Annotated in this window: 17 protein-coding genes; 4 read left to right on the top strand and 13 right to left on the bottom strand. The window is 59.0% G+C overall.

The window, feature by feature from the left end:
• Positions 1-13: 13 nt before the first annotated feature.
• Genes ACWWD9_RS09330 through ACWWD9_RS09345 form a run of 4 tightly spaced genes read right to left on the bottom strand, consistent with a single transcriptional unit; the run spans position 14 to position 3641 of the window.
• Positions 14-802, bottom strand: a complete 789-nt coding sequence (locus tag ACWWD9_RS09330) for an ABC transporter permease (RefSeq protein ID WP_455866872.1) — start codon at positions 800-802, stop codon at positions 14-16.
• Entirely contained in the window at positions 799-1719 is a 921-nt protein-coding gene (gene nikB, locus ACWWD9_RS09335) for a nickel ABC transporter permease (RefSeq protein WP_455866873.1), read from the bottom strand. The genes ACWWD9_RS09330 and nikB overlap by 4 nt, the downstream gene beginning before the upstream one ends.
• Entirely contained in the window at positions 1700-2194 is a 495-nt protein-coding gene (locus ACWWD9_RS09340; protein WP_455866874.1) for a L,D-transpeptidase family protein, read from the bottom strand. Before ACWWD9_RS09340 ends, nikB begins: the two co-directional genes overlap by 20 nt.
• Positions 2184-3641 carry an ABC transporter substrate-binding protein gene (locus tag ACWWD9_RS09345; protein WP_455866875.1) on the bottom strand — a complete coding sequence of 486 codons (1458 nt, stop codon included), beginning with the start codon at positions 3639-3641 and terminating at the stop codon, positions 2184-2186. The genes ACWWD9_RS09340 and ACWWD9_RS09345 overlap by 11 nt, the downstream gene beginning before the upstream one ends.
• A 190-nt stretch (positions 3642-3831) precedes the next feature.
• Here ACWWD9_RS09345 and ACWWD9_RS09350 point away from each other — a divergent pair, with 190 nt between their 5' ends.
• A complete protein-coding gene (locus tag ACWWD9_RS09350) occupies positions 3832-4434 on the top strand; it encodes a cysteine hydrolase (RefSeq protein WP_013441795.1) in 603 nt (200 codons plus the stop codon).
• Positions 4435-4440: 6 nt separating this feature from the next.
• Entirely contained in the window at positions 4441-4965 is a 525-nt protein-coding gene (locus tag ACWWD9_RS09355; RefSeq protein WP_015829744.1) for a GNAT family N-acetyltransferase, read from the top strand.
• Between the two features lie 51 nt (positions 4966-5016).
• Here ACWWD9_RS09355 and rlmD read toward each other — a convergent pair whose 3' ends face one another.
• A complete protein-coding gene (gene rlmD / locus ACWWD9_RS09360; RefSeq protein WP_455866876.1) occupies positions 5017-6390 on the bottom strand; it encodes a 23S rRNA (uracil(1939)-C(5))-methyltransferase RlmD in 1374 nt (457 codons plus the stop codon).
• Positions 6391-6585: 195 nt separating this feature from the next.
• On the opposite strand from rlmD, the gene ACWWD9_RS09365 reads away from it, so the two are divergent.
• A complete protein-coding gene (locus ACWWD9_RS09365; protein ID WP_238525349.1) occupies positions 6586-7563 on the top strand; it encodes a helix-turn-helix domain-containing protein in 978 nt (325 codons plus the stop codon).
• A 119-nt stretch (positions 7564-7682) separates the two neighbouring features.
• On the opposite strand, the gene aroG is transcribed toward ACWWD9_RS09365, so the two are convergent.
• A complete protein-coding gene (gene aroG / locus ACWWD9_RS09370; RefSeq protein WP_013441791.1) occupies positions 7683-8765 on the bottom strand; it encodes a 3-deoxy-7-phosphoheptulonate synthase AroG in 1083 nt (360 codons plus the stop codon).
• A gap of 327 nt (positions 8766-9092) precedes the next feature.
• Here aroG and ACWWD9_RS09375 point away from each other — a divergent pair, with 327 nt between their 5' ends.
• Positions 9093-10013 carry a J domain-containing protein gene (locus ACWWD9_RS09375; protein ID WP_013441790.1) on the top strand — a complete coding sequence of 307 codons (921 nt, stop codon included), beginning with the start codon at positions 9093-9095 and terminating at the stop codon, positions 10011-10013.
• Here ACWWD9_RS09375 and eutC read toward each other — a convergent pair whose 3' ends face one another.
• From eutC to uca, 7 genes are all read right to left on the bottom strand, one after another.
• On the bottom strand, positions 10014-10829 hold the full coding sequence (eutC, locus tag ACWWD9_RS09380; RefSeq protein WP_455866877.1) for an ethanolamine ammonia-lyase subunit EutC: 816 nt from the start codon (positions 10827-10829) through the stop codon (positions 10014-10016). It lies immediately after the preceding gene.
• A 6-nt stretch (positions 10830-10835) separates the two neighbouring features.
• Positions 10836-12233, bottom strand: a complete 1398-nt coding sequence (locus ACWWD9_RS09385) for an ethanolamine ammonia-lyase subunit EutB (RefSeq protein WP_455866878.1) — start codon at positions 12231-12233, stop codon at positions 10836-10838.
• Between the two features lie 134 nt (positions 12234-12367).
• Positions 12368-13738: an ethanolamine permease gene (gene eat, locus ACWWD9_RS09390; RefSeq protein ID WP_455866879.1), complete on the bottom strand. Its 1371-nt coding sequence runs from the start codon at positions 13736-13738 to the stop codon at positions 12368-12370.
• 70 nt (positions 13739-13808) lie between these two features.
• Positions 13809-14714, bottom strand: coding sequence for a TorF family putative porin (locus ACWWD9_RS09395; RefSeq protein ID WP_013441786.1), 906 nt, complete (start codon positions 14712-14714; stop codon positions 13809-13811).
• 128 nt (positions 14715-14842) lie between these two features.
• Positions 14843-15250 (bottom strand): allophanate hydrolase-related protein, encoded by a 408-nt coding sequence (locus ACWWD9_RS09400; RefSeq protein ID WP_041369963.1) that lies wholly within the window; start codon positions 15248-15250, stop codon positions 14843-14845.
• A complete protein-coding gene (atzF, locus tag ACWWD9_RS09405; protein ID WP_455866880.1) occupies positions 15247-16635 on the bottom strand; it encodes an allophanate hydrolase in 1389 nt (462 codons plus the stop codon). Before atzF ends, ACWWD9_RS09400 begins: the two co-directional genes overlap by 4 nt.
• Positions 16636-16638: 3 nt before the next feature.
• Complete coding sequence (gene uca, locus ACWWD9_RS09410; RefSeq protein WP_455866881.1) at positions 16639-20265, bottom strand: urea carboxylase; 3627 nt, start codon at positions 20263-20265, stop codon at positions 16639-16641.
• Positions 20266-20406 lie beyond the last annotated feature (141 nt).

Below are 20406 nucleotides of genomic sequence, written 5' to 3' on the forward strand. Positions count from 1 at the left end.
CAGCTTTTTCCGCTTATGCCCGCTTCACATCCCAATGGTCACGCAGGCGATCGCCGAGCAGATTGATAGCCAGCACCAGCGACATCAGGCTGATGCCGGTAGCCAGCACGTAATGCGGCGCCACCAGCAGATAGCGTACTCCATCGCGCAACATGCTGCCCCAGGAGGCCTGTGGTGCCTGCACCCCCAGCCCGAGAAAGGACAGGCTGGCCTCCGCAATCACCAGGCCCGCCATGCTGTAGGTCGCCTCCACCACCAGCGGTGCCGCCAGCAAAGGCAGCATGTGATGCCGCATCAACCGCCACGGACTGGCACCAAGCGCTTCGGAGGCCTGCACGTGCTGGCGTTGGCGTAGCGAGAGCGCCTGCGCGCGGGTCAGGCGCGCATAGCCCACCCACGAGGTCATGCACAAGGCCAACAACAAATTGTTCAGGCCTGGGCCGAGTACGGCGGCAAAGGCAATCGCCAGCAACATGCCGGGGAATGCGAGGAAGATATCGGTGATGCGCATCAGCAGGCGATCCAGCCAGCCGCCATAAAATCCGGCCAGCAGGCCAAGCACGGTGCCTATCGACAAGGTAATCAGCGTAACGGCGCCTACCACCAGCAGCGACACCCCTGCCCCACTCAGCAAACGCGCCAGTATATTGCGGCCAAGATCATCGTAGCCCAGCCAGGCCTGCTGATCGGCAGCGGACAGGATGTGTTCGAGCTGAATATGGTCGGGTTGCAGATCAACGACGGCTGCCAGCATCACGGCCGCCAGCCAGAACAGTATCACCAGTGCAGGCAGTTGCTTCATGACAGGCGCACGCGCGGATCCAGCCGCTGATAGGCAATATCGGTGCAGAGGTTCACCAGCACATAAGTCAGCGCAATCACCAGCACACAGGCCTGGGTCACCGGGTAATCGCGCTTTTCGATGGACTCCACCAGCAAACGGCCCAAACCATCCCAACCAAACACAGTTTCGGTAATCACCGTTCCTGCCAGCAGGCTGCCCATCTGCAGGCCAACCACCGTCACCACCGGCAGCAGGGCAGCACGCAGCGCATGGCGCAGAATCACATGCGACTCGCTCAGGCCTTTGGCCCGGGCGGTGCGGACGAAATCTTCGCTCAGCACTTCCAGCAGGCTGGCGCGTGTCATGCGGGTCAGGATGGCACTCAAGCCAAAGCCCAGTGTCAGGGCGGGCAGGATAATGGCAGAAGCGGGCGTCATGCCACTGATAGGCAGCCAGCCCAGCCACAGGCCAAACAGCAGCATGAGCAAGGGCCCCAGCCAGAAATGCGGCATGGCCGATAATGACAGGCTGAACAAGGTTGCCACGGTATCAGGCCATTGCCGGGCGCGGAGCGCAGCGATGATGCCGAGCGGCAGCCCCACCAGCAGGGCGATCAGCAAGGCCAGCATGGCAAGCCTGAGCGTCGCGGGCAGGCGTTCCGCCAGCAAGCTGCTCACGGCCTGCCCGCTATGAATGGAGCGCCCGAAATCGCCATGGGCAAGATGTTTGAGGTATTGCACGAACTGCACTGGCAAGGACTGATCCAGCCCCAGTTGAGCCCGCAGCTGGGCACGGTCTGCCACGGCGGCAGACTCGCCAAGCATGACATCCACCGGATCGCCCGGCACCAGATGCAACAGCAAAAAAGTCAGCAGCAGCACGCCAAACACGACCGGCAGCACGCCCCACAATCGCTTAATCACGCGCCGTATCATCCTCAAGCCATACGGGTGTTCCCACCGGCACCAGATCAAACAGCGCGATGACATCCGTATTGCGCATGCGCACGCAACCATGCGAAGCCGCCACCCCCATGAGTTCGGTATCGGGTGTGCCGTGAATGTAGATGTAGCGCTGCATGCTATCCACCTGCCCCAGCCGGTTGAAGCCAGGCTCGCAGCCGGAAAGCCAGAGTATGCGGGTCAATATCCAGTCCCGCCCGGGATAGTGGGCGGCCAGCTCAGGCGTCCAGATTTCCCCTGTGGGGCGACGGCCACGAAACACGGTATAAGGCGCTGCGCCGGCGCCTATCTTGGCCCGTACGATATGCGCGCCACGCGGCGTGCATCCGCTATCTTTCTGCTCACCGGGACCATTCAGCGCGGTAGAAACGGCATAGCTCGCCAGCAGTGTGCCGTTATCATCCAGCACATCAAGCTGTTGCTTTTTAAAGGAGATATTAATCTGCATGGTCGTTTTTACTGTTCCGCGTTACCGTGATGAGGCCATCCCAATTACCGTCGGCTGCCAGCGTGTAATGGTACAGGCCACGCCGCATGGCGACAAACTGCCCTTCGTACCAGAGCGGCACATACGGCAGCAGTACATGAATGCGCTGGGTGGCCGCGGGCCAGTCACGCTGGTCTATCAGCGCATCCAGCTCGGCATCATGCAGCCGCCCGCGGTTGGCGCCGAGCGGCGGCACGCTGGCCGAATGAAACGCCAGCCGGTAAATATCCGGCGTACGGATGCCCACCCAATTGAGGCTGTACATCTGAAAATGACCCTGGCGGATATCATCAAAAAACGTGCCCCAGTCCAGGCTGCGTATCTGCAAATCGATACCCGCCTCGCGCATTTGCGCCTGCAGTATGGTGGCAAGCCGCACCCGCTGCGCATCAGTGGAGGTCTTGTAAACCAGTGTGAGCGGCAGGTGCACCCCGGCTTCCTGCAACAGCTGACGCGCCCGTTGCGGATCATGCGCATACGGCGTCAGGCTCGTATTGCCCGCCCAGTGCTCGGGCGGCAAGATGGCACCTGCCAGACGGCTATCCGGCACCAGGGCCAGACGCACGATGGCTGGCCGATCAATGGCATGGGCAATGGCCTGGCGCACCTTGGGGTTGGCGAGTAGTGGGTCTTGCAGATTAAAGCCAATATACGAAAAATTGGCGCCTTGCGTATGTTCCACCTTGAGCGCAGTCTGCTGTTGCAGATACACCAGCAGCTCGGGCGGCAGATCACCCGCCAGCAGGTCAATTTCACCGCGCACCAGTTTCAGCACGCGTACGGTCGGGTCTTTGACCTCTTCAAGCACATAGCGCTGCCCGTCAGACCCGCGTTGCAACACAAGGGGACCGCGCCAGCTCACAAAGGCAAGAGGTCCGCTGCCCACAGGCTGACGACTGAAATCATGCCCGGCGGCAATGAGGTGCGCAGGCAAAACACCGATGATGAGCCGCGCTGGAAATTCCGGGTCTGCCGCATCCAGCGTGAAATCCACCGTATCATCATCCACGGCCCACACCTTGCGAATATGCGAAAACTCGGCAGCCAGCGGGCTGGCGCCAGGCTTGAGCATGGATTCATAGGTCGCGACGACATCATGGGCGGTCATGGCACTGCCATCATGAAATCGCGGCACGGGTTTCAGCAAATGAAAGCGGTAGTGATCAGAGGCCAGTTGTTGCCAGTCGGCCAGCGCCGGTTGCGGGCGGGCATGGGCATCAAAGCGCACCAGGCCCTGGTAAAGCAGGCGATTGACGCGGGCAGAGGCGGCATCCGTCGCCATGCGGGGGTCCAGGTTGACCGGTGCCTGCGCCAGGCCCATGTGCACAACACTGTCGGGGGCAGACGGCGTGCAACTGCTGAGCACCAGCGCCAAGCCCAGCCACCAAGCGCTTAAATACCTATGCAAGCGTCATTCCCTTTCCCGTCATTGTCGATTCCCGCTGCTTGGCATTCTATTACATTTAGGGAGTATTGCTTTTTTATGCGCCTGTAGCAGACTAGCGCGTTGATGCAGGCAACATATCCTGCCGCGCTGCAGTCTGATGGCATGTCGGTCCGCCATGGCGCCGCCCTTTCCCCAATCTTCAGGAGATGAAATGAATCCCAAGCAAACGGCACTGGTACTGATTGAATTTCAGAATGACTTTACGTCCGAAGGCGGCAGCCTGCATGGCGCGGTGAGCGGCGTCATGGCACAGAACAACATGCTGGCAAATACCGTGGATACCGTGAATCAGGCGCGTGCAAAGGGCGTTACCATCGTGCATGTGCCCATCAGTTTTACGCCGGACTACCGTGAGCTGCCCAGCGCGCCTTACGGCATTCTCAAGGGCGTAGTGGATAGCCAGTCATTCCGCAAAGGCACCTGGGGCGCCGAGATAGTGGATGTGCTGACACCTGCTGAAGGCGACATCATCGTGGAAGGCAAGCGGGGCCTGTGCGGGTTTGCCAGTACCAATCTGGACTTTGTCCTGCGTAGTCGCGGCATACAGCACGTAGCACTGGCAGGCTTCCTCACCAATTGCTGTGTGGAGTCCACCATGCGTACCGCTTACGAACTGGGCTACCAGGTGATTACCCTGGGCGATTGCACCGCCACCTTGAGCCCGGAAGAACAGGAGATGGCGATTGCCAAAAACTTCCCCATGTTTTCCGTTCCCATGGATCACAAGGGCTTCCTCGCCACATTACAGGGTTGATGCCATTTGAGTACTCTGCATTTCAGGGTGGCTGACACCGCCGATATTCCCACCCTGGCAGTGCTGGTCAACAGCGCTTATCGCGGTGAATCGAGCCGCCGTGGCTGGACTACCGAGGCTGACATACTGGGCGGGCAACGTACGGATGCCGGGGAATTGTCCGAGCTGATCGCGGCGCCAGCCTCGTATATTCTCCTGGCTGAGCAGGCCGGGCAGATCATCGCCTCCATTCATCTCAAGCAGACGGCGAACCAGTCAGCCTATGTGGGCATGCTGGCGGTGGAGCCGGGCTTGCAGCAGCGCGGCACAGGCCGCGCCCTGCTCACCCACGCCGAGCAAACCGCACGCCAAGGCTGGCAAGCCAACGAGATCTCCATGACGGTAATCACCCTGCGCACCAGCCTGATTGCCTATTACGAGCGTCTGGGCTACCAGCGCACCGGCAAGCTGCAACCCTTCCCCGATGATCCGCGTTACGGCCTGCAAAAAGTACCGGGGCTGATGCTGGAAACGCTGACCAAGCGCTTTTAGCCTAACCAGGCGCCTGGTCTGGAAAGCATGGCCAGACGCAGGTATCCGACGTCAGACGGGCGTCTGGATTTTTTCAAACAGCGCGATCGATTCCACATGCGAGGTATGGGGGAACATATTGATCACGCCCGCAGCCAGCAGGCGATAGCCCTTGAGATTGACCAGTACACCCGCATCTCGCGCCAGCGTCGCCGGATTGCACGAGACATACACGATGCGCTCAGGCCCGGCCACCTTGGGGGCGACTGGCAAGGCACCGTCCTCACCACGGCCGACGTCCGCCAGCGACTTGATCAGCTCCAGTGCGCCATCGCGCGGTGGATCAATCAGCCATTTGTCGAAGTAGCCCAGCGATTGCAGCGCTTCCGGCGTCATCTTGAACAGATCGGCCTCGCGGTATTCCACCTGATCGGCCAAGCCATTCAGACTGGCGCTTTCCACTGCGCGCGCCACCAGCGCGGCGGAGCCTTCCATGCCCAGCACGGTCGCGCCGCTGCGTGCGATAGGCAAAGTAAAGTTGCCCAGGCCACAGAAGAAATCGGCAATACGATCTTGCGGCTGGGCGCCGAGCAATTGCATGCCGCGGCGCAACATGACGCGGTTGATATGCGGGTTTACCTGAGTGAATTCAGTCGGCTTGAACGGATAGGTCAGCTGGAATTCCGGCAGCGAATAAGTCAGTGCCGGACCGTTCAATGGATAAAAAGGCATAACAGTATCCGGCCCCTTGGTCTGGGTCCAGATCTGCACCCCATGCGTATCGGCAAACGCCTTGAGAATGGGACCATCTTCGGGCCGCAATGCCTCGAGTATGCGCAACACCAGCACGGTGGCCTGCTCCCCCACCGCCACTTCAATCTGCGGCAGGCGCTCGCGCACGCTCAGTTGCGCGATCATGTGCTGCAAGGGCACGATCAATGCCGACACGTGCGGAGGCAAGACTTCGCAGCTATCCATATGCGCCACAAAGCTGCTGGCTTTTTCATTGAAGCCAACCAGCACACCGCCTTTTTTCGGCACATGGCGCACGCGCAGGCGTGCCTTGTGACGATAGCCCCATGCCGGGCCGTAGATAGGTGGCAGCATGGTTTCGGCCTTCACCTTGCCGATATGCCAGAGATTGCCTTCCAGCAAACGCTGCTTGGCCGCCACCTGCCCGGAGAAGTCCAGATGTTGCAGGGCACAGCCACCGCAATAGCCAAAATGCGGGCATTTTGGCGTGGTTCTGAGGTTGGATGGCTGCAAGACCTCCACCACATCGGCCACCTCGTAGCTGGATTTGCGGCGATGCGATTTGTAGGTCACCTGCTCGCTCGGCAGCGCGCCGTCAATGAAAATGGTTTTGCCGTCCACATGGGCGACACCGCGCCCTTCCTGATCCAGCGACTCAATAAATGCAATAGTAGAATTTTCCATGGCCCGCATTTTACCGCAGACTGCCTTGCACACGTCATAGATCGATGCATGCACCTTTATTTGGTGAACATGCACCCGGCAGGTGCAGAATCTCCTGTGCCAGCGGACAAATTCCATGCAAACCAATGCATTAAGGCCATTGTCCCCATGGGCATGTTTTTTGCTGAAGTGTTCCTGATCACATTTATTCAGAACAGAGGCCGTATGCAAACTGCATCTCATACTGCACTGAGCACCATGACATCCAGCCTGATACAGCATCAGCAGACCGGGGATTTTGAACATCAGGCCAGCTTGCTGAAGGGCTGGAACCAGGATTACCTGCAACTCTCCGCTGGCGCGTTTGAAGGCTATGTCTCGGAGCTTTACCTGCGTGACATGCATCTGTTTCTCGAATACACCAATCAGGTGCTCTACCAGAGCGGCCACCTCGGCGAGGATGTCATCGCCATCGGCGTTCCATTGCAAAGACCACACGGCATGTTCTGTGGCAGCACCTGCCAGCCTGCCGCTGTGCATCTGTATTCCGGCAACCAGGGCTTTGAATATATTTCCGCCCAGGAGACCCTGGTGGGCGTGCTGACCATCAAGCGCGAAGTCCTGCTGGCGGCGCTCTGCCCCGATGAGCAGGCGCAGCTGATGAATGTCATCAAACAGGCACGCCTGCTGCCTGTGAGCGAAAGCGCCTGGATCAAACTCTGCACGTATCTTTCTGGCACGTTTGAACGCTTGGCGACCACGCCAGAGCTAGCCGACAGCACCGCCTTCCTTGAAAGCGTGCGCATGGCGGGCCTTGAAGTCATTGCCGATTGCCTGCTGCCTGCCGCAGAGGCGATTCATGTCCCTGGGGCAAAATCCTGGAAAATGATTACCGAAGTACGCGAACTGGTGAGCCAGCCGGATACCCAGGCCCTCACCGTCGCGGATTTGTGCCAGAAGCTGGGCACCAGCCGCCGCAGTCTGCAATACCATTTCGAGCAGGCGCTGGATATCAGCCCGATTGCCTTCCTGCGCGCCGAGCGCCTGAATGGCGTGCGCCGCATGCTGAAAACCGCCAACTCGGTGACCGAAGCCGCGACCCACTGGGGCTTCTGGCACTTCGGGCATTTTTCGCAGGAATACAAAAAGATGTTTGGCGAGCTGCCATCGACGACCTTCCGTCGCCTGCACCCACTCAACTAGTATCTCCGCCAAAAAACTAAAGGCTTGATGTGGGGCACCCGCGGGCGTCCATCATCAAGCCTTTTTTATATCGTCGGCATCCGCCCGTGCGGGCATTCACCAAACGTTGAGCTTATGCCTTACTCGGTTTCATCCTGAAATTTGCGGCGGGCACGCACACCGGCGGCCAGCGTATCCAGCAGGGAAACCGTATCATCCCATCCCAGGCAGGCGTCGGTGATTGATTTGCCGTATTCCAGCGTGCAGCCCGGGCTGTGTTCCTGACGGCCTTCGTTGAGGTGCGATTCCACCATCACGCCGATGATACGATCATCGCCACCCGCCAGCTGGCCGGAGACATCCAGCGCCACATCCAGCTGACGTCTGTATTGCTTGAGGCTATTGGCGTGTGAACAATCGATCATCACCTTGGCGGCCAAGCCTGCCGTCGCCAGCTCATGCGCGGCCGCTTCCACGTACGGTGCCTCGTAATTAGGCTCCTTGCCGCCGCGCAGAATCACATGACAATCCTCATTGCCACTGGTTGACACAATCGCGGAATGCCCTTCCTTGGTCACCGACAGGAAATGATGCGGGCTGGCGGCCGCCTTGATCGCATCGACCGCAATGCGGATATTGCCATCGGTGCCATTCTTGAAGCCCACCGGGCACGATAGCCCTGAGGCCAGCTCGCGATGCACCTGCGATTCCGTGGTGCGCGCACCAATCGCGCCCCAGCTCACCAGGTCGGCAGTGTATTGCGGCGTAATGGTGTCGAGGAATTCGGTACCGGCAGGCATGCCCAGCTCATTCACTTCCAAGAGGAAGCGACGGGCAAGTTGCAGGCCTTCGTTGATGCGGAAACTGCCATCGAGATACGGATCGTTGATCAAGCCTTTCCAGCCCACGGTGGTGCGTGGCTTCTCGAAATACACGCGCATGACGATCAGCAGATCGGCCGACAGGCGCTTGCGCTCTTGCAGCAGGCGCTTGGCGTATTCGACGCCAGCATCGTAATCGTGGATGGAACATGGCCCGATGATCACCAGCAGGCGGTCATCGGAGCTGTGCAGGATACGGTGAATGGCAGCGCGGGTTTCGAGGATATTGTCTGTCGTGGCACTCGTGGCCTGCAATTCATCCAGCAGGTCTGACGGTGGGCGCAACTCCTTGATTTCCTTGATACGGACATCATCGGTGGCAAATTTTTGACTAGGACTCATGAATTCTGCAATGCAGCGCAAGGCGCAAACGATGTGCTTGAAGTAAAACGGCTATTATAAGAGCTGTGCAAAAAAAAGTAGATTGATTATTTACACCGTGACGATTTACGCCGCAAATCAGCATTTAAGCCCTCTCCCGTCGACAATCAGCGGAGGGGACATGATAAGTCATTAGTCATAAAGGATTATTGCACCCGCATGACGCTTTGATTATCATGCAACACGGCTTGGGAATAAGCCTTCAAAACGATAAATCGGCATAGACCATGATTAGCTCCACCACGGCGCCGCACGCATTGGGCGGCCACATCATTCAACATCGGGACAATGCGTAAGAAACTGCATACGCATTACGACAACCTCAAGGTCGCGCGCAACGCGCCACCCGAAGTGATTCGTGCGGCCTACAGAACCCTGTCGCAGAAGTACCATCCGGACCGCAATCCAGATAACGCCGAGGCCTCGCGCATCATGGCGCTGATCAACACGTCTTATGAAGTGTTGTCTGATCAGGAAAAACGCAAATCGCATGACCTCTGGATTGCCGAACAGGAAGTGGTAGTTCGGCGGGCACCGCCACCGCCTCCCGAGCAGCCGCGTGCCACCCGGACCGAGCCCCGAACAGAAACACCCGCCCCAAAATCGTCGACCGTTTTTGCAAGCCGTCTACGCCAGAATTGGGCCGTGAAGCATCTTTTGCGCTATGGCCTGCTTTACATTAGCAGCGCCGTCTTTATCTGGACTTTCAGCAGCGACAAGCAGGCCCCGGCGGTTACCATGCCCAAGCAATATGTGGCGAATCCGCCCATGGAGCCCGAGCCCACGCTGGCCGCCAGCAAGCGCGAGCCATTCGCGCCCAATGGTGCGCCGTGGCCGCACAACGCGGGCTATGTGGATGGCTACCCCAAGTTGCGCATGAAGGGGCTATCGACCGTGACCGTGGATAATCGTCAGAACGATGGTGATGTCTTCGTCAAACTGGTCTACCTGGGCGATGACCAGGCATTTCCGGTACGGCAGTTTTTCATTCCCGCCCGCGGAAAATTTACCCTGACCAAGGTCAACCCCGGCAATTACGATATCCGCTACCGCAATCTGCACAATGGCGCCCTGGCAAGATCAGAAGCTTTCAAACTGGAAGAATCAAGCACCACCGATGGCATACAGTTCAGCAAGATCACCATGACGCTGTACAAGGTGGAAAACGGCAATATGCAGACCTACAACCTGACTGACGAAGAGTTCTAGTCAGGCAGATTCCCCCGGCAAACGCGGTGCAGCCTGTACCTCGATTTCCACCGCATCACTTTCATCCTTCAGCGCCACACCCGATAGCTTGAGCCGCATGGATTCGCGCGCCAGCCACAGCAGTTTGCGGGCCGCCGCCGCATACATCAGCCCCTCAGGACGCACATTCGAAATGCAGTTGCGATCTGCATCGTTACGCCCGGTGCGGGGGTCATAGGTCAGGTAAACACCCAGGCTGTCAGGTGAACTCAGGCCCGGACGTTCACCAATCAGCATGGCAACCATGCGGGCATTCAGCAGCTCGCCTATGGTATCGGCAATTGCCACCCGCGCCTGGCGCACCAGCACCACCGGGCCTGTGCTCCAGTCTGGCGGAAAAATCGCCTTGATCTCAGCCAGCAAGCCCTGCACATGCCGCTCCACCGCCAGCGACGACAAGCCGTCACCGACCACGATAAGCAGGTCTATCGGACTGGCGCTGCGCATGGCGAGCAGCTTTTCGCTATCGGCCTCGCTGAGGCGGCGCCCGAGGTCGGGCCGCAGCAGATAGGTGGCGCGATCCGGCGCGCAGCTGTTGACCTGCACAGTATCGTAACCAAGCCCGGTAATGCCGGCTGCCAGTTGATCCATATCCAGTGCCAGATGCACGGCATCGCGCGCCATGGCATGCGACATGCCAAAATCCAGCACTTCCCGCGTGGGCAGGCTGCTGCCGACGCGGCCAAGCGCGATACGCGCGCGGGTAAAGCCCTTCAGCTGTTGCCAGGGGTCATCGGCCAAGGCTTCTGACTTGAGAGGTTGATCGTTTTCGTTCATGAGGGATTACGCCGCACTCAACAGATTCTTGGGCATGTTTTGCAACATGTGATGGCCAGTGCGCACCGGCTGCACCAGACCCTGGGCGTCCATGATGTTCATTTTCATCAGCCACTGTTCGAATTCCGGCGCGGGCTTCAGGCCCAGCACCTTGCGCAGGTACAGCGCATCGTGGAAAGAGGTGGTCTGGTAATTCAGCATGATGTCGTCCGCACCCGGGATGCCCATGATAAAGGTAATGCCCGCCGCGCCCAGCAGCGTCATCAGGGTATCCATGTCGTCCTGATCGGCCTCGGCGTGGTTGGTGTAGCAGACATCGCAACCCAGCGGCAGTCCCAGCAGCTTGCCGCAAAAATGATCTTCCAGCCCGGCGCGGATGATCTGCTTGCCATCGTAGAGGTATTCGGGGCCGATAAAGCCCACTACGGTATTGCTGAGCAAGGGCGAAAAACGGCGCGCCACAGCGTAGGCACGTGCTTCGACAGTCTGCTGGTCCACGCCGAAATTGGCGTTGGCAGACAAGGCCGAGCCCTGCCCGGTTTCAAAATACATGACGTTATTGCCGACCGTGCCGCGCTTGAGCGCCAGTGCCGCATCGTAGGCTTCCTGCAAAATGCCCAGATTGATGCCAAAACTCTGGTTGGCTTTTTCGGTACCGGCAATCGACTGGAATACCAGATCGACCGGCGCGCCCTTTTCCATCACCTGAATCTGATTGGTGACGTGCGTCAGCACGCAGGATTGGGTGGGAATGCCATATTGATTGATGACTTCATCCACCAGGTAATACAGGTCCATCAGCGCCGGGATGCTATCGGTCGCCGGGTTGATGCCTATCACCGCATCGCCGGAGCCATACAGCAGGCCATCCAGCATGGAGGCGGCAATGCCACGCGCATCGTCGGTGGGGTGATTTGGTTGCAAGCGCACCGACAGGCGGCCAGGCAAGCCTATGGTGTTGCGAAAAGCCGTGGTCACATGGCACTTGCGCGCCACCAGAATCAAATCCTGATTGCGCATCAGCTTGCTGACAGCCGCGGCCATTTCCGGGGTAATGCCGGGGGCTACACGTTTCAGCGTGGCGCTATCGGCCATATCAGACAGCAGCCAGTCACGGAAACCACCCACGGTGAGGTGACTGATCTCGGCAAAGGCGGTGGCATCGTGCGTATCCATGATGAGGCGCGTCACCTCATCTTCTTCATACGGCACGACCGCTTCCTGCAGGAACTGGCGCAAGGGAATATCGGCCAGGCACATGCGGGCGGCCATGCGCTCGGCATAGGTCTCCGCGGCCACACCGGCCAGATAATCGCCGGAGCGGGCTGGCGTTGCTTTGGCCAGCACGTCTTTCAAATCGGTAAAGGTATAGTGGACTTGGCCTACGCTATGACTGTATTTCATGGCATGCATCCATTGGGTTGAAGATGGCCGCAGGTGGCATCAAGCTGCCCGCATGCCGTGCCGGAGTCGGCAGACCCCGGCACTGACATTCCTGCGGCCATTGTTACATGACGATCACAAATAACTCTCTGAAACTATACGGCAGTGCCTGCTACCACATTGTCTGACGAAGCATCGCGGTGATGCTGGGTCACACTGTAGTACACATAGGCCAGCGCCATCAGCACAACAAAGATGAACGCCAGCAGCTGGTTATAGTAGATCATGGTCACCAGGCTGACGACGGCCAGACCCAGGGCAATTGCCGGGAATAATGGATAGGCAATCGCGGTGAACGGACGTTCCAGGTTAGGCTCTTTTTTACGCAGCGCAAACAGGCTGATCATGGACATGATGTACATGACAATCGCGCCAAACACCGCCATGGTGATCAGGTTGGCTGTCAGTGTCATGCCGCCGAACTGGATCAGGTCATCACTGAAAATCGCGGCCACGCCCACAACACCACCGGCAATGATGGCACGGTGCGGGGTCTTGAACTTGGGATGCACTTCACCGAAATACTTGGGCATGTAGCCAGCACGGGCCAGGGCAAAAATCTGGCGCGAGTAGCCCAGAATAATGCCGTGGAACGAAGCCACCAGGCCGAACAGGCCAATCCACACCAGCATGTGCAGCCAGCCGCTGTTTTCACCCACGATCATCTTCATCGCCTGTGGCAATGGATCATTGATGTTGGACAGCGTACGCCAGTCACCAGCACCACCGGCAAATACCATCACGCCTATCGCCAGCGCTACCAGCGTCAGAATGCCGGCAATGTAAGCTTTGGGAATGGTGCGCTTAGGATCTTTGGCTTCTTCTGCTGCCATGGCAACGCCTTCAATCGCCAGGAAGAACCAGATCGCAAACGGAATCGCCGCCACAATGCCGGGGATTGCCGCCATGCTGAAGGTGTTCTCGCCAGACCAGCCGTTAGCCACGAAATTGCTGAAAGAGAAGCCAGGCGACACCACGCCCATGAACACCAGCAATTCAATAATGGCCAGAATGGTCACAAACAGCTCAAAGGTCGCCGCAATGCGCACACCGATGATATTGAGGCCGATAAAAATCACATAAGCCCCGGCCGCCATGATCTTGGGATCAACGCCCGGGAACTGCACATTCAGATAGGCACCAATCGCCATGGCAATCGCCGGTGGTGCAAATACAAACTCCACCAGCGTGGCAAAGCCGGCAATAAAGGCCGCCTTGGAGCCCAGGGCACGCCGCGCATAGGCAAAAGGCCCACCCGCGTGTGGAATGGAAGTTGTCAGTTCGGTAAAGCTGAAAATGAAAGTGGTATACATGATCGCGATGAGGATCGCGGTGACCAGAAAGCCCAGCGTACCGGCTTGCGCCCAGCCGTAGCTCCAGCCGAAATATTCACCTGAAATCACCAGGCCAACGGCCAGGCCCCACAGGTGCCATCCGTTCAAAGAGGATTTTAAAGAGGTGCTCATGACAGAACTCCGTATCGAAAATGGACGTGAGAAACCAATACGGCGGCCTCAGCCGCCGTATTGACCAGCATTAGAATGCTCTGGAGATCGAAACGAAGAACTTGTCTTTGGCGATATCCGACTTGGATACCGTGTTTTCCAGACTCAGGAAGTCCTTGTAGGCATCAGGTTCATTGGTACCGGAGTAGAAGGCACCGACAGACCAGCCCTTGTCAAACACTTTGGTAACACCTGCCTTGTAGTAGGTGATATCCAGACCGGTCGAGTTGTTGATCACTTGATGACCGACTTGACCTGTCAGGTTCCAGGTTGGCACCACTTCATAGGCAGCATCCAGCTCGTAGAAATACGAACCCTTGGTGCTACCAGTCACACCAGCGCTCAGATCACCCGCAAAACCACCACCGGTTGGCGAGTTATTGGTATTCCAGCCCCAGTATTCAGTGGCGGTGATACCAGTCTTGAATGTCAGCCACTGATAAGTCAGAGAGCCGTAGATTTCCAGTGTATTCAGGCGATTAGCCTTGGTGGTACCTGCTGGATATGGAACGCCAGTCGATGGATTGACGGTAGGTGGGTTGAAAGCAGAGTCTTCCCAGTCTGCACCTGGGTAGATGTAGTAAATCGCGCCCACATCGTAGCCCACGGCTGTGCTTGGAATGGTGTTACGGAAACCTGCGTACAGGTCAGTTTCCAGGTTGGCGCCTGGCAACCACTTGTCAGATACATTGGAAGCAAAGAAACCCGCATAAAAACCGGACTTGTGGTCTGCTTCAACGCTCAGTTGAGCCGCTGGCTTGCCCCAGGTCTGGGACTGGCCACGGAAGATGTAATCACTGACAAAGCCGATGCTGCTTGGAAAGGTCCAGTCCGACTCCGCTGCAGGAGCAGCAGCTTCGTCAGCAGCAAAAACTGGTGAAGCAAAGCCTGCAGCAAACATCAGGGCAACAAGACTCTTTACAGGTGTATTCAACATCACAATCCCCTTATTTAATGAATGAATAGAGATAAAAAAAACAAACGTCACAATCGCGTGTTGGGTTTGATAATCCTCCTTTGAAAAACATCGCACTATCCCATTTTGGCAAAATAGCCACACCAGTCTCAGACTGTCTCTTTTTTGCACATCCAGGCACGCCAGCCACCGCATGCCGAGATGTCCACGGCATTTTCGGTGGCATAGGCTTCACACAAAAAGCCTTGCACCTGCGAGCCGTCTTCCAGCACCAACGTGCCGAAGCCCAGGGGCGCAGGCACACTGGCGACAAAGGCGCCGTAATTGGTGAGCGGCAGTTGCCAGACTTCCAGGGCAATCGCCGAACCGCCCTCGGTTACCCGCAATAGCCCAGGCCGCTCGGGCGTGAAGCCATTCAGCTTGAACAGCTTGTAATAAGGCGAGGTACGGGTCTTCTCGACGAATTCGCCACCCAGCGCCATCAGTTGCGGGTTGAGTGGCAGGCCGCTCATGTGGGCGCCGCACACAGCGACTTTGATCATGGGGGTATCGCTCATGCGTGAATCTCCTTGCGGGTAAATGAGGTAGCGCCCAGTGCGCGCGCGGCGTCTTCCATGCGGGCGGCGAGCGCCAGCAGAGTAGCGTCATGAAACGCCGGGGCACACAGGGTGACGCCAAATGGCAGGCGGTTGGCCTGGAATCCGGTAGGCACGGCAATCGCCGACAGGTCCAGCAGATTCATGAAATTGGTGTAATAGCCCAAATTGGAATTGGTTTGCACCGGGTCGGCCTCGACTTCGGCAATCGTGTAAATGGTGCCCGCCGTCGGGGTGACGATAATGTCCAGGTCGTCCCACACCTTGGTAGCCTTGCGTTGCAGGGCTTTCAGTTGATAGCCGAAGCTGTAGGCATCGGCGGCGCTGAAGCGTGTCGCACCGCTGATGATCTTGTGCGTGACCGGGTACAGCGCTTCGGGTTTGGCTTCGATGAATTCACGGATAGCTGCGTAGCGCTCGGCCACCCATGGCCCTTCGTAGAGCAGGCGGGCGGTTTGCAAAAACACGGTGAAATCAATCTCCACCGCCACCCCGCCCAGCGCCACCAGTTTGGCAACGGCAGCATCAAACAAGGCGGGCGTTTCCGCATTGCCAAAAAACTGCAGCTGATCGGCACGTGGCACACCAAAGCGGAAACCATGCTCGGGCAAGGGCTTGCCTGCCGTGAGCGCCTCACGCGAATACGGGTCTTCCTCATCAAAGCCCTGGGCGACCTCCAGCACGGTAGCGGCATCCTGTGCCGTCAGCGCAAAGATGGACACGCAATCCAGCGTGCGGCAGGCAGGCACCACGCCACGGGTGCTGAGCAACCCGCAGCTGGGCTTGTGCCCGACCAGATTATTGAATGAGGCCGGTACGCGGCCTGAGCCTGCGGTATCCGTACCCAGGCTGAAACTTGCCAGGCCCAACGCCACCGAAACGGCCGAACCAGAGCTTGAGCCACCGGAAATATAATCCGGGTCTATGCTGTTATGGCAGGCGCCATACGGCGAGCGTACGCCCACCAGGCCAGTGGCAAACTGGTCAAGATTGGTTTTACCCAAGGGAATGGCCCCGGCATCGATCAGCCGCTGCACCACGGTGGCGTGCTGCGCAGGGGTGTAGGCATATTCCGGGCAGGCGGCGGTAGTAGGCACGCCCGCGAGATCAATATTGTCCTTGATGGCAAACGGAAGGCCATACAGCGGCAGGCTGGCAGGGTCGCGCCCTTCCAGCGCCTCGGCGTAAGACAACAGTTGCGCCAGTGGCAGGCGATGAATCCAGATACGGTGCGGGTCTTCCGTACCCATAGCGGCATCCAGCTGCCGTACCAGTTGCGAGGGAGTGAGGCTGCCTGTGCGGTATTGCTCGCGCAGGCTGGTGATTTGCAGATCGAGTGTGGTCATGATTTATTCCGTTGCAATGGCAATGAGGGTCTGGCCGGCACTGACGGGCTTGCCCGGCTGGCACAACACATGGCTGATGGTCCCGGCTGCCGGGGCGACCACGGCGATTTCCATTTTCATGGATTCAATAATCACCAGCGTATCGCCCGCGGCGACCGTATCGCCCACATTCACTGCCACTTGCCACAGATTGCCGGCTACATGGGCGGCCACGGCACGGCAGTCATCGGGCAGCGCGTCTTCCGCCACCGTGCTCGCTGCCGACTCATCATTGCTGTAATTGGCCTGGCCGTTGGCAATCCAGCGCTCGCGCTCGGCATCAAATGCGGCTTGCTGGCGCTCCTTGAACGCGATCATGGTGGCGGCTTCAGCGGCGATCAGCGCGTTGTAATCCTTGAGGCGGAATACCTGCTCTTCCACCTTGAGCTTGAATTTGCCACGTGGGAAATCCTCGCGGATTTGCAGCAACTCTTCCGCGCTGACCGGGTAAAAGCGGATCTGGTCAAAAAAGCGCAGCAGCCAGGGCTTGCCCTGCGGGAAGTCGGCCGTGGCACGCCAGCGGTTCCACATCTGCAAGGTGCGGCCGACAAACTGGTAACCGCCGGGGCCTTCCATGCCATACACGCACATATAGGCGCCGCCAATGCCCACGGCGTTCTCCGGCGTCCAGGTGCGGGCCGGGTTGTATTTGGTGGTTACCAGACGGTGGCGCGGGTCTACCGGCGTGGCGACGGGTGCGCCCAGATACACATCGCCCAGGCCCAGGGTGAGGTAGCTCGCCTCGAACACGATGCGCTTGACGTCCTCAATGCTATCGAGGCCGTTGATGCGACGGATGAACTCGATATTGCTGCCATGGCCGGACTCCACATCGCACCACGGCGCATCCTTGCGCACCGATTGCATGTACTTTTCCACGGCGAGCTGGGTGGCCGCATCGTCCCAGGACAACGGCAGGTGCACGATGCGGGTCGGCACTTCCATTTCATCGATGGCGGGCAATTGCGATTCCAGGGTTTGCAAGGTAGTCAGCAACTGCTCCACCGGCAGGCGCAGGCTATCGTAATGCACCTGCAACGAACGTATGCCGGGCGTGAGATCAATGATGCCGGGCACCTTGGCCTGCTCCAGCGCCTGCATGAGGGCATGCACGCGGAAGCGCAGGTTGAGGTCCAGCACCAGCGGGCCATATTCCACCAGCAGGTATTTGTCACCGGCCTGGCGATACACCACGGCCACGCGCTCTGCCGTCTCAGGCAAGGTGGCCAGAATGGGGGTTTGGGTTTGGGCAATATCGGAGGCGGGCAAGGCCAGTGGCGCAGTGGCGGTCGCCAGATCTGCCAGCATGGCGTTTTGCGCGATTTCCAGCGCACGTGCCTGAGCCTGGGAGAGGCGCACAAAGCGAACCTTGTCGCCCGCTTTCAGTTGGCCCATTTTCCATAGCTCGGCCTGCACAATGGTAGCCGGGCAGACAAAGCCGCCCAGGCTGGGGCCATCCGGCCCCAGGATCACCGGCATATCGCCGGTAAAGTCCACACTGCCAATGGCGTAGGCGTTGTCGTGGATGTTGGAGGGGTGCAAGCCCGCCTCGCCACCATCCGGCCGAGCCCACTGCGGCTTGGGGCCAATGAGGCGGATGCCGGTGGTGTTGGAGTTGTAATGCACTTCCCAGTCGGTGGAGAAGAACATCGCAATATCGTCGTCGGTAAAGAAATCCGGCGCGCCATGCGGGCCATACAGCACCCCAATCTGCCATTCGTGCGTGTATTGCGGACGCAGGGCGGGCGGAATCTCGGTGACGGCGGTTTCCGCCGCAGCCAGCTTGCCCAGATGCAGCACATCGCCCACGCGCAGGGCGCGGCCGCCATGGCCGCCAAACTGGCCCAGGGTAAAGGTGGATTTGCTGCCCAGGTAATCCGGCACATCAAAGCCGCCCTGCACTGCCAGATACGCGCGGCACCCCAGGTCACCCAGCTTGCCGATGACAAGCGTGCTGCCCGCCTTGACGGCATGCGCCTGCCACATGGCAAGCGGCTGGCCATCCAGTGTCAATGCCAGCTCAGGGCCGGTCAAGGCAATCACGGTATCAGTATTGAATTTCAGCGTGGGGCCGATCAGGGTGATTTCCAGGCCCGCCATGCTTTCGGCGTTGCCCACCAGGCGATTGGCAAAGCGGAACGCCAGATGGTCCATGGGGCCGGAAGGCGGCACGCCGATATTCCAGTAACCGGTACGGCCAGGGTAATCCTGTATGGTGCTCATGACGCCGCCATCCAGCACATCCAGCGTATGCGGACGGTAAACAAAGCTATTGAGGTAGCGCGTAGTCTGTTGCCCGGCCGGGAATATGCTGTCGGCCAGCACCTGGCGCAGGTACTCCAGGTTGGTTTCAATGCCGGCAAGGCGGGTCTGGTCGAGCGCGCTTTGCATGGACTGCACCGCGGCGGCGCGGTCACTGGCATGCACCAGCACCTTGACCAGCAAGGGGTCGTAATACGGCGAAACCTCGCTGCCTTGCTCCACCCAGGCATCCACCCGCACATCGGAGGGGAACACCACTTCGGTCAGCACGCCCGAGCTGGGCTGAAACTGCTTGTTGGCATCTTCGGCATACACCCGCACCTGAATGGCATGGCCCTGTGGCTGATGCTGATAGGCCGCGATAAAGTCGCGCTCGCCCGCGGCCAGGCGGATCATCCAGCCCACCAGGTCCACGCCGCTTACCAGCTCGGTCACGCCGTGCTCCACTTGCAGCCGGGTGTTGACCTCCAGAAAGTAAAAGTCGCCGCTGGCATTGTCGTAAACAAATTCCACCGTGCCCGCCGAGCGATAGCCTATGGCACTGGCCAGACGCACCGCTGTCTCGGCCAGTTGCTGGCGTATCGCCTCGCTGATATTGGGCGCCGGGGTTTCCTCTATCACCTTCTGGTTGCGGCGCTGCACCGAGCAATCGCGTTCGCCCAACGCCACCACATGACCTGCGCCATCGCCAAAAATCTGCACTTCAATGTGGCGCGCGGCTTCCACGTATTTTTCCAGATAAAGGCCGGATTCCTTGAAATTGGCGCGTGACAGGCGCTGCACCGAGGCAAAGGCTTCAGCCAGTTCCTCTTCACCCCAGATCAGGCGCATGCCGATGCCGCCGCCACCTGCTGTGCTCTTCAGCATCACCGGGTAGCCTATGCGTGCGGCATGCGTGCGGGCTTCGGCGACATCTGCCAGCAGGCCGGTGCCCGGCAGCAGTGGCACGCCATTGGCCTCGGCCAGCGCGCGGGCGGTGTGCTTGAGACCAAAGTCACGCATCTGTTGGGGAGTGGGGCCGATAAAGGCAATGCCTGCGGCTTCGCAGGCTTCGGCAAAGCCGGGGTTTTCAGACAGAAAGCCATAGCCCGGATGGATGGCTTGTGCACCAGTCTGGTGCGCTGCTTGCAGGATGGCGGGAATATTCAGGTAACTCTCGGCGGCGGGAGCCGGACCGACGCAGACCGCCTCATCCGCCTCCAGCACATGGCGTGCACCGGCATCGGCTTCGGAATAGACGGCTACAGAGCGGACACCAAGCTGCTTGAGGGTACGAATGATGCGGCAAGCGATCTCGCCGCGGTTCGCAATAAGCACTTTATGAAACATGACTAACCTTGTGCGGGCCGTCCCGCTGGGTATAGATCTCACCGGGCCGTCCCGGTGAGCGGTTGATTCAGTTGGCTGACACTAACTGACCGTTGTATCCGTCATTCTCTAGCAGGTTGCATGCCAGCTTCTGCGTGGTGG

The sequence above is a fragment of the Methylovorus sp. SPW-M1 genome, from assembly GCF_053848825.1.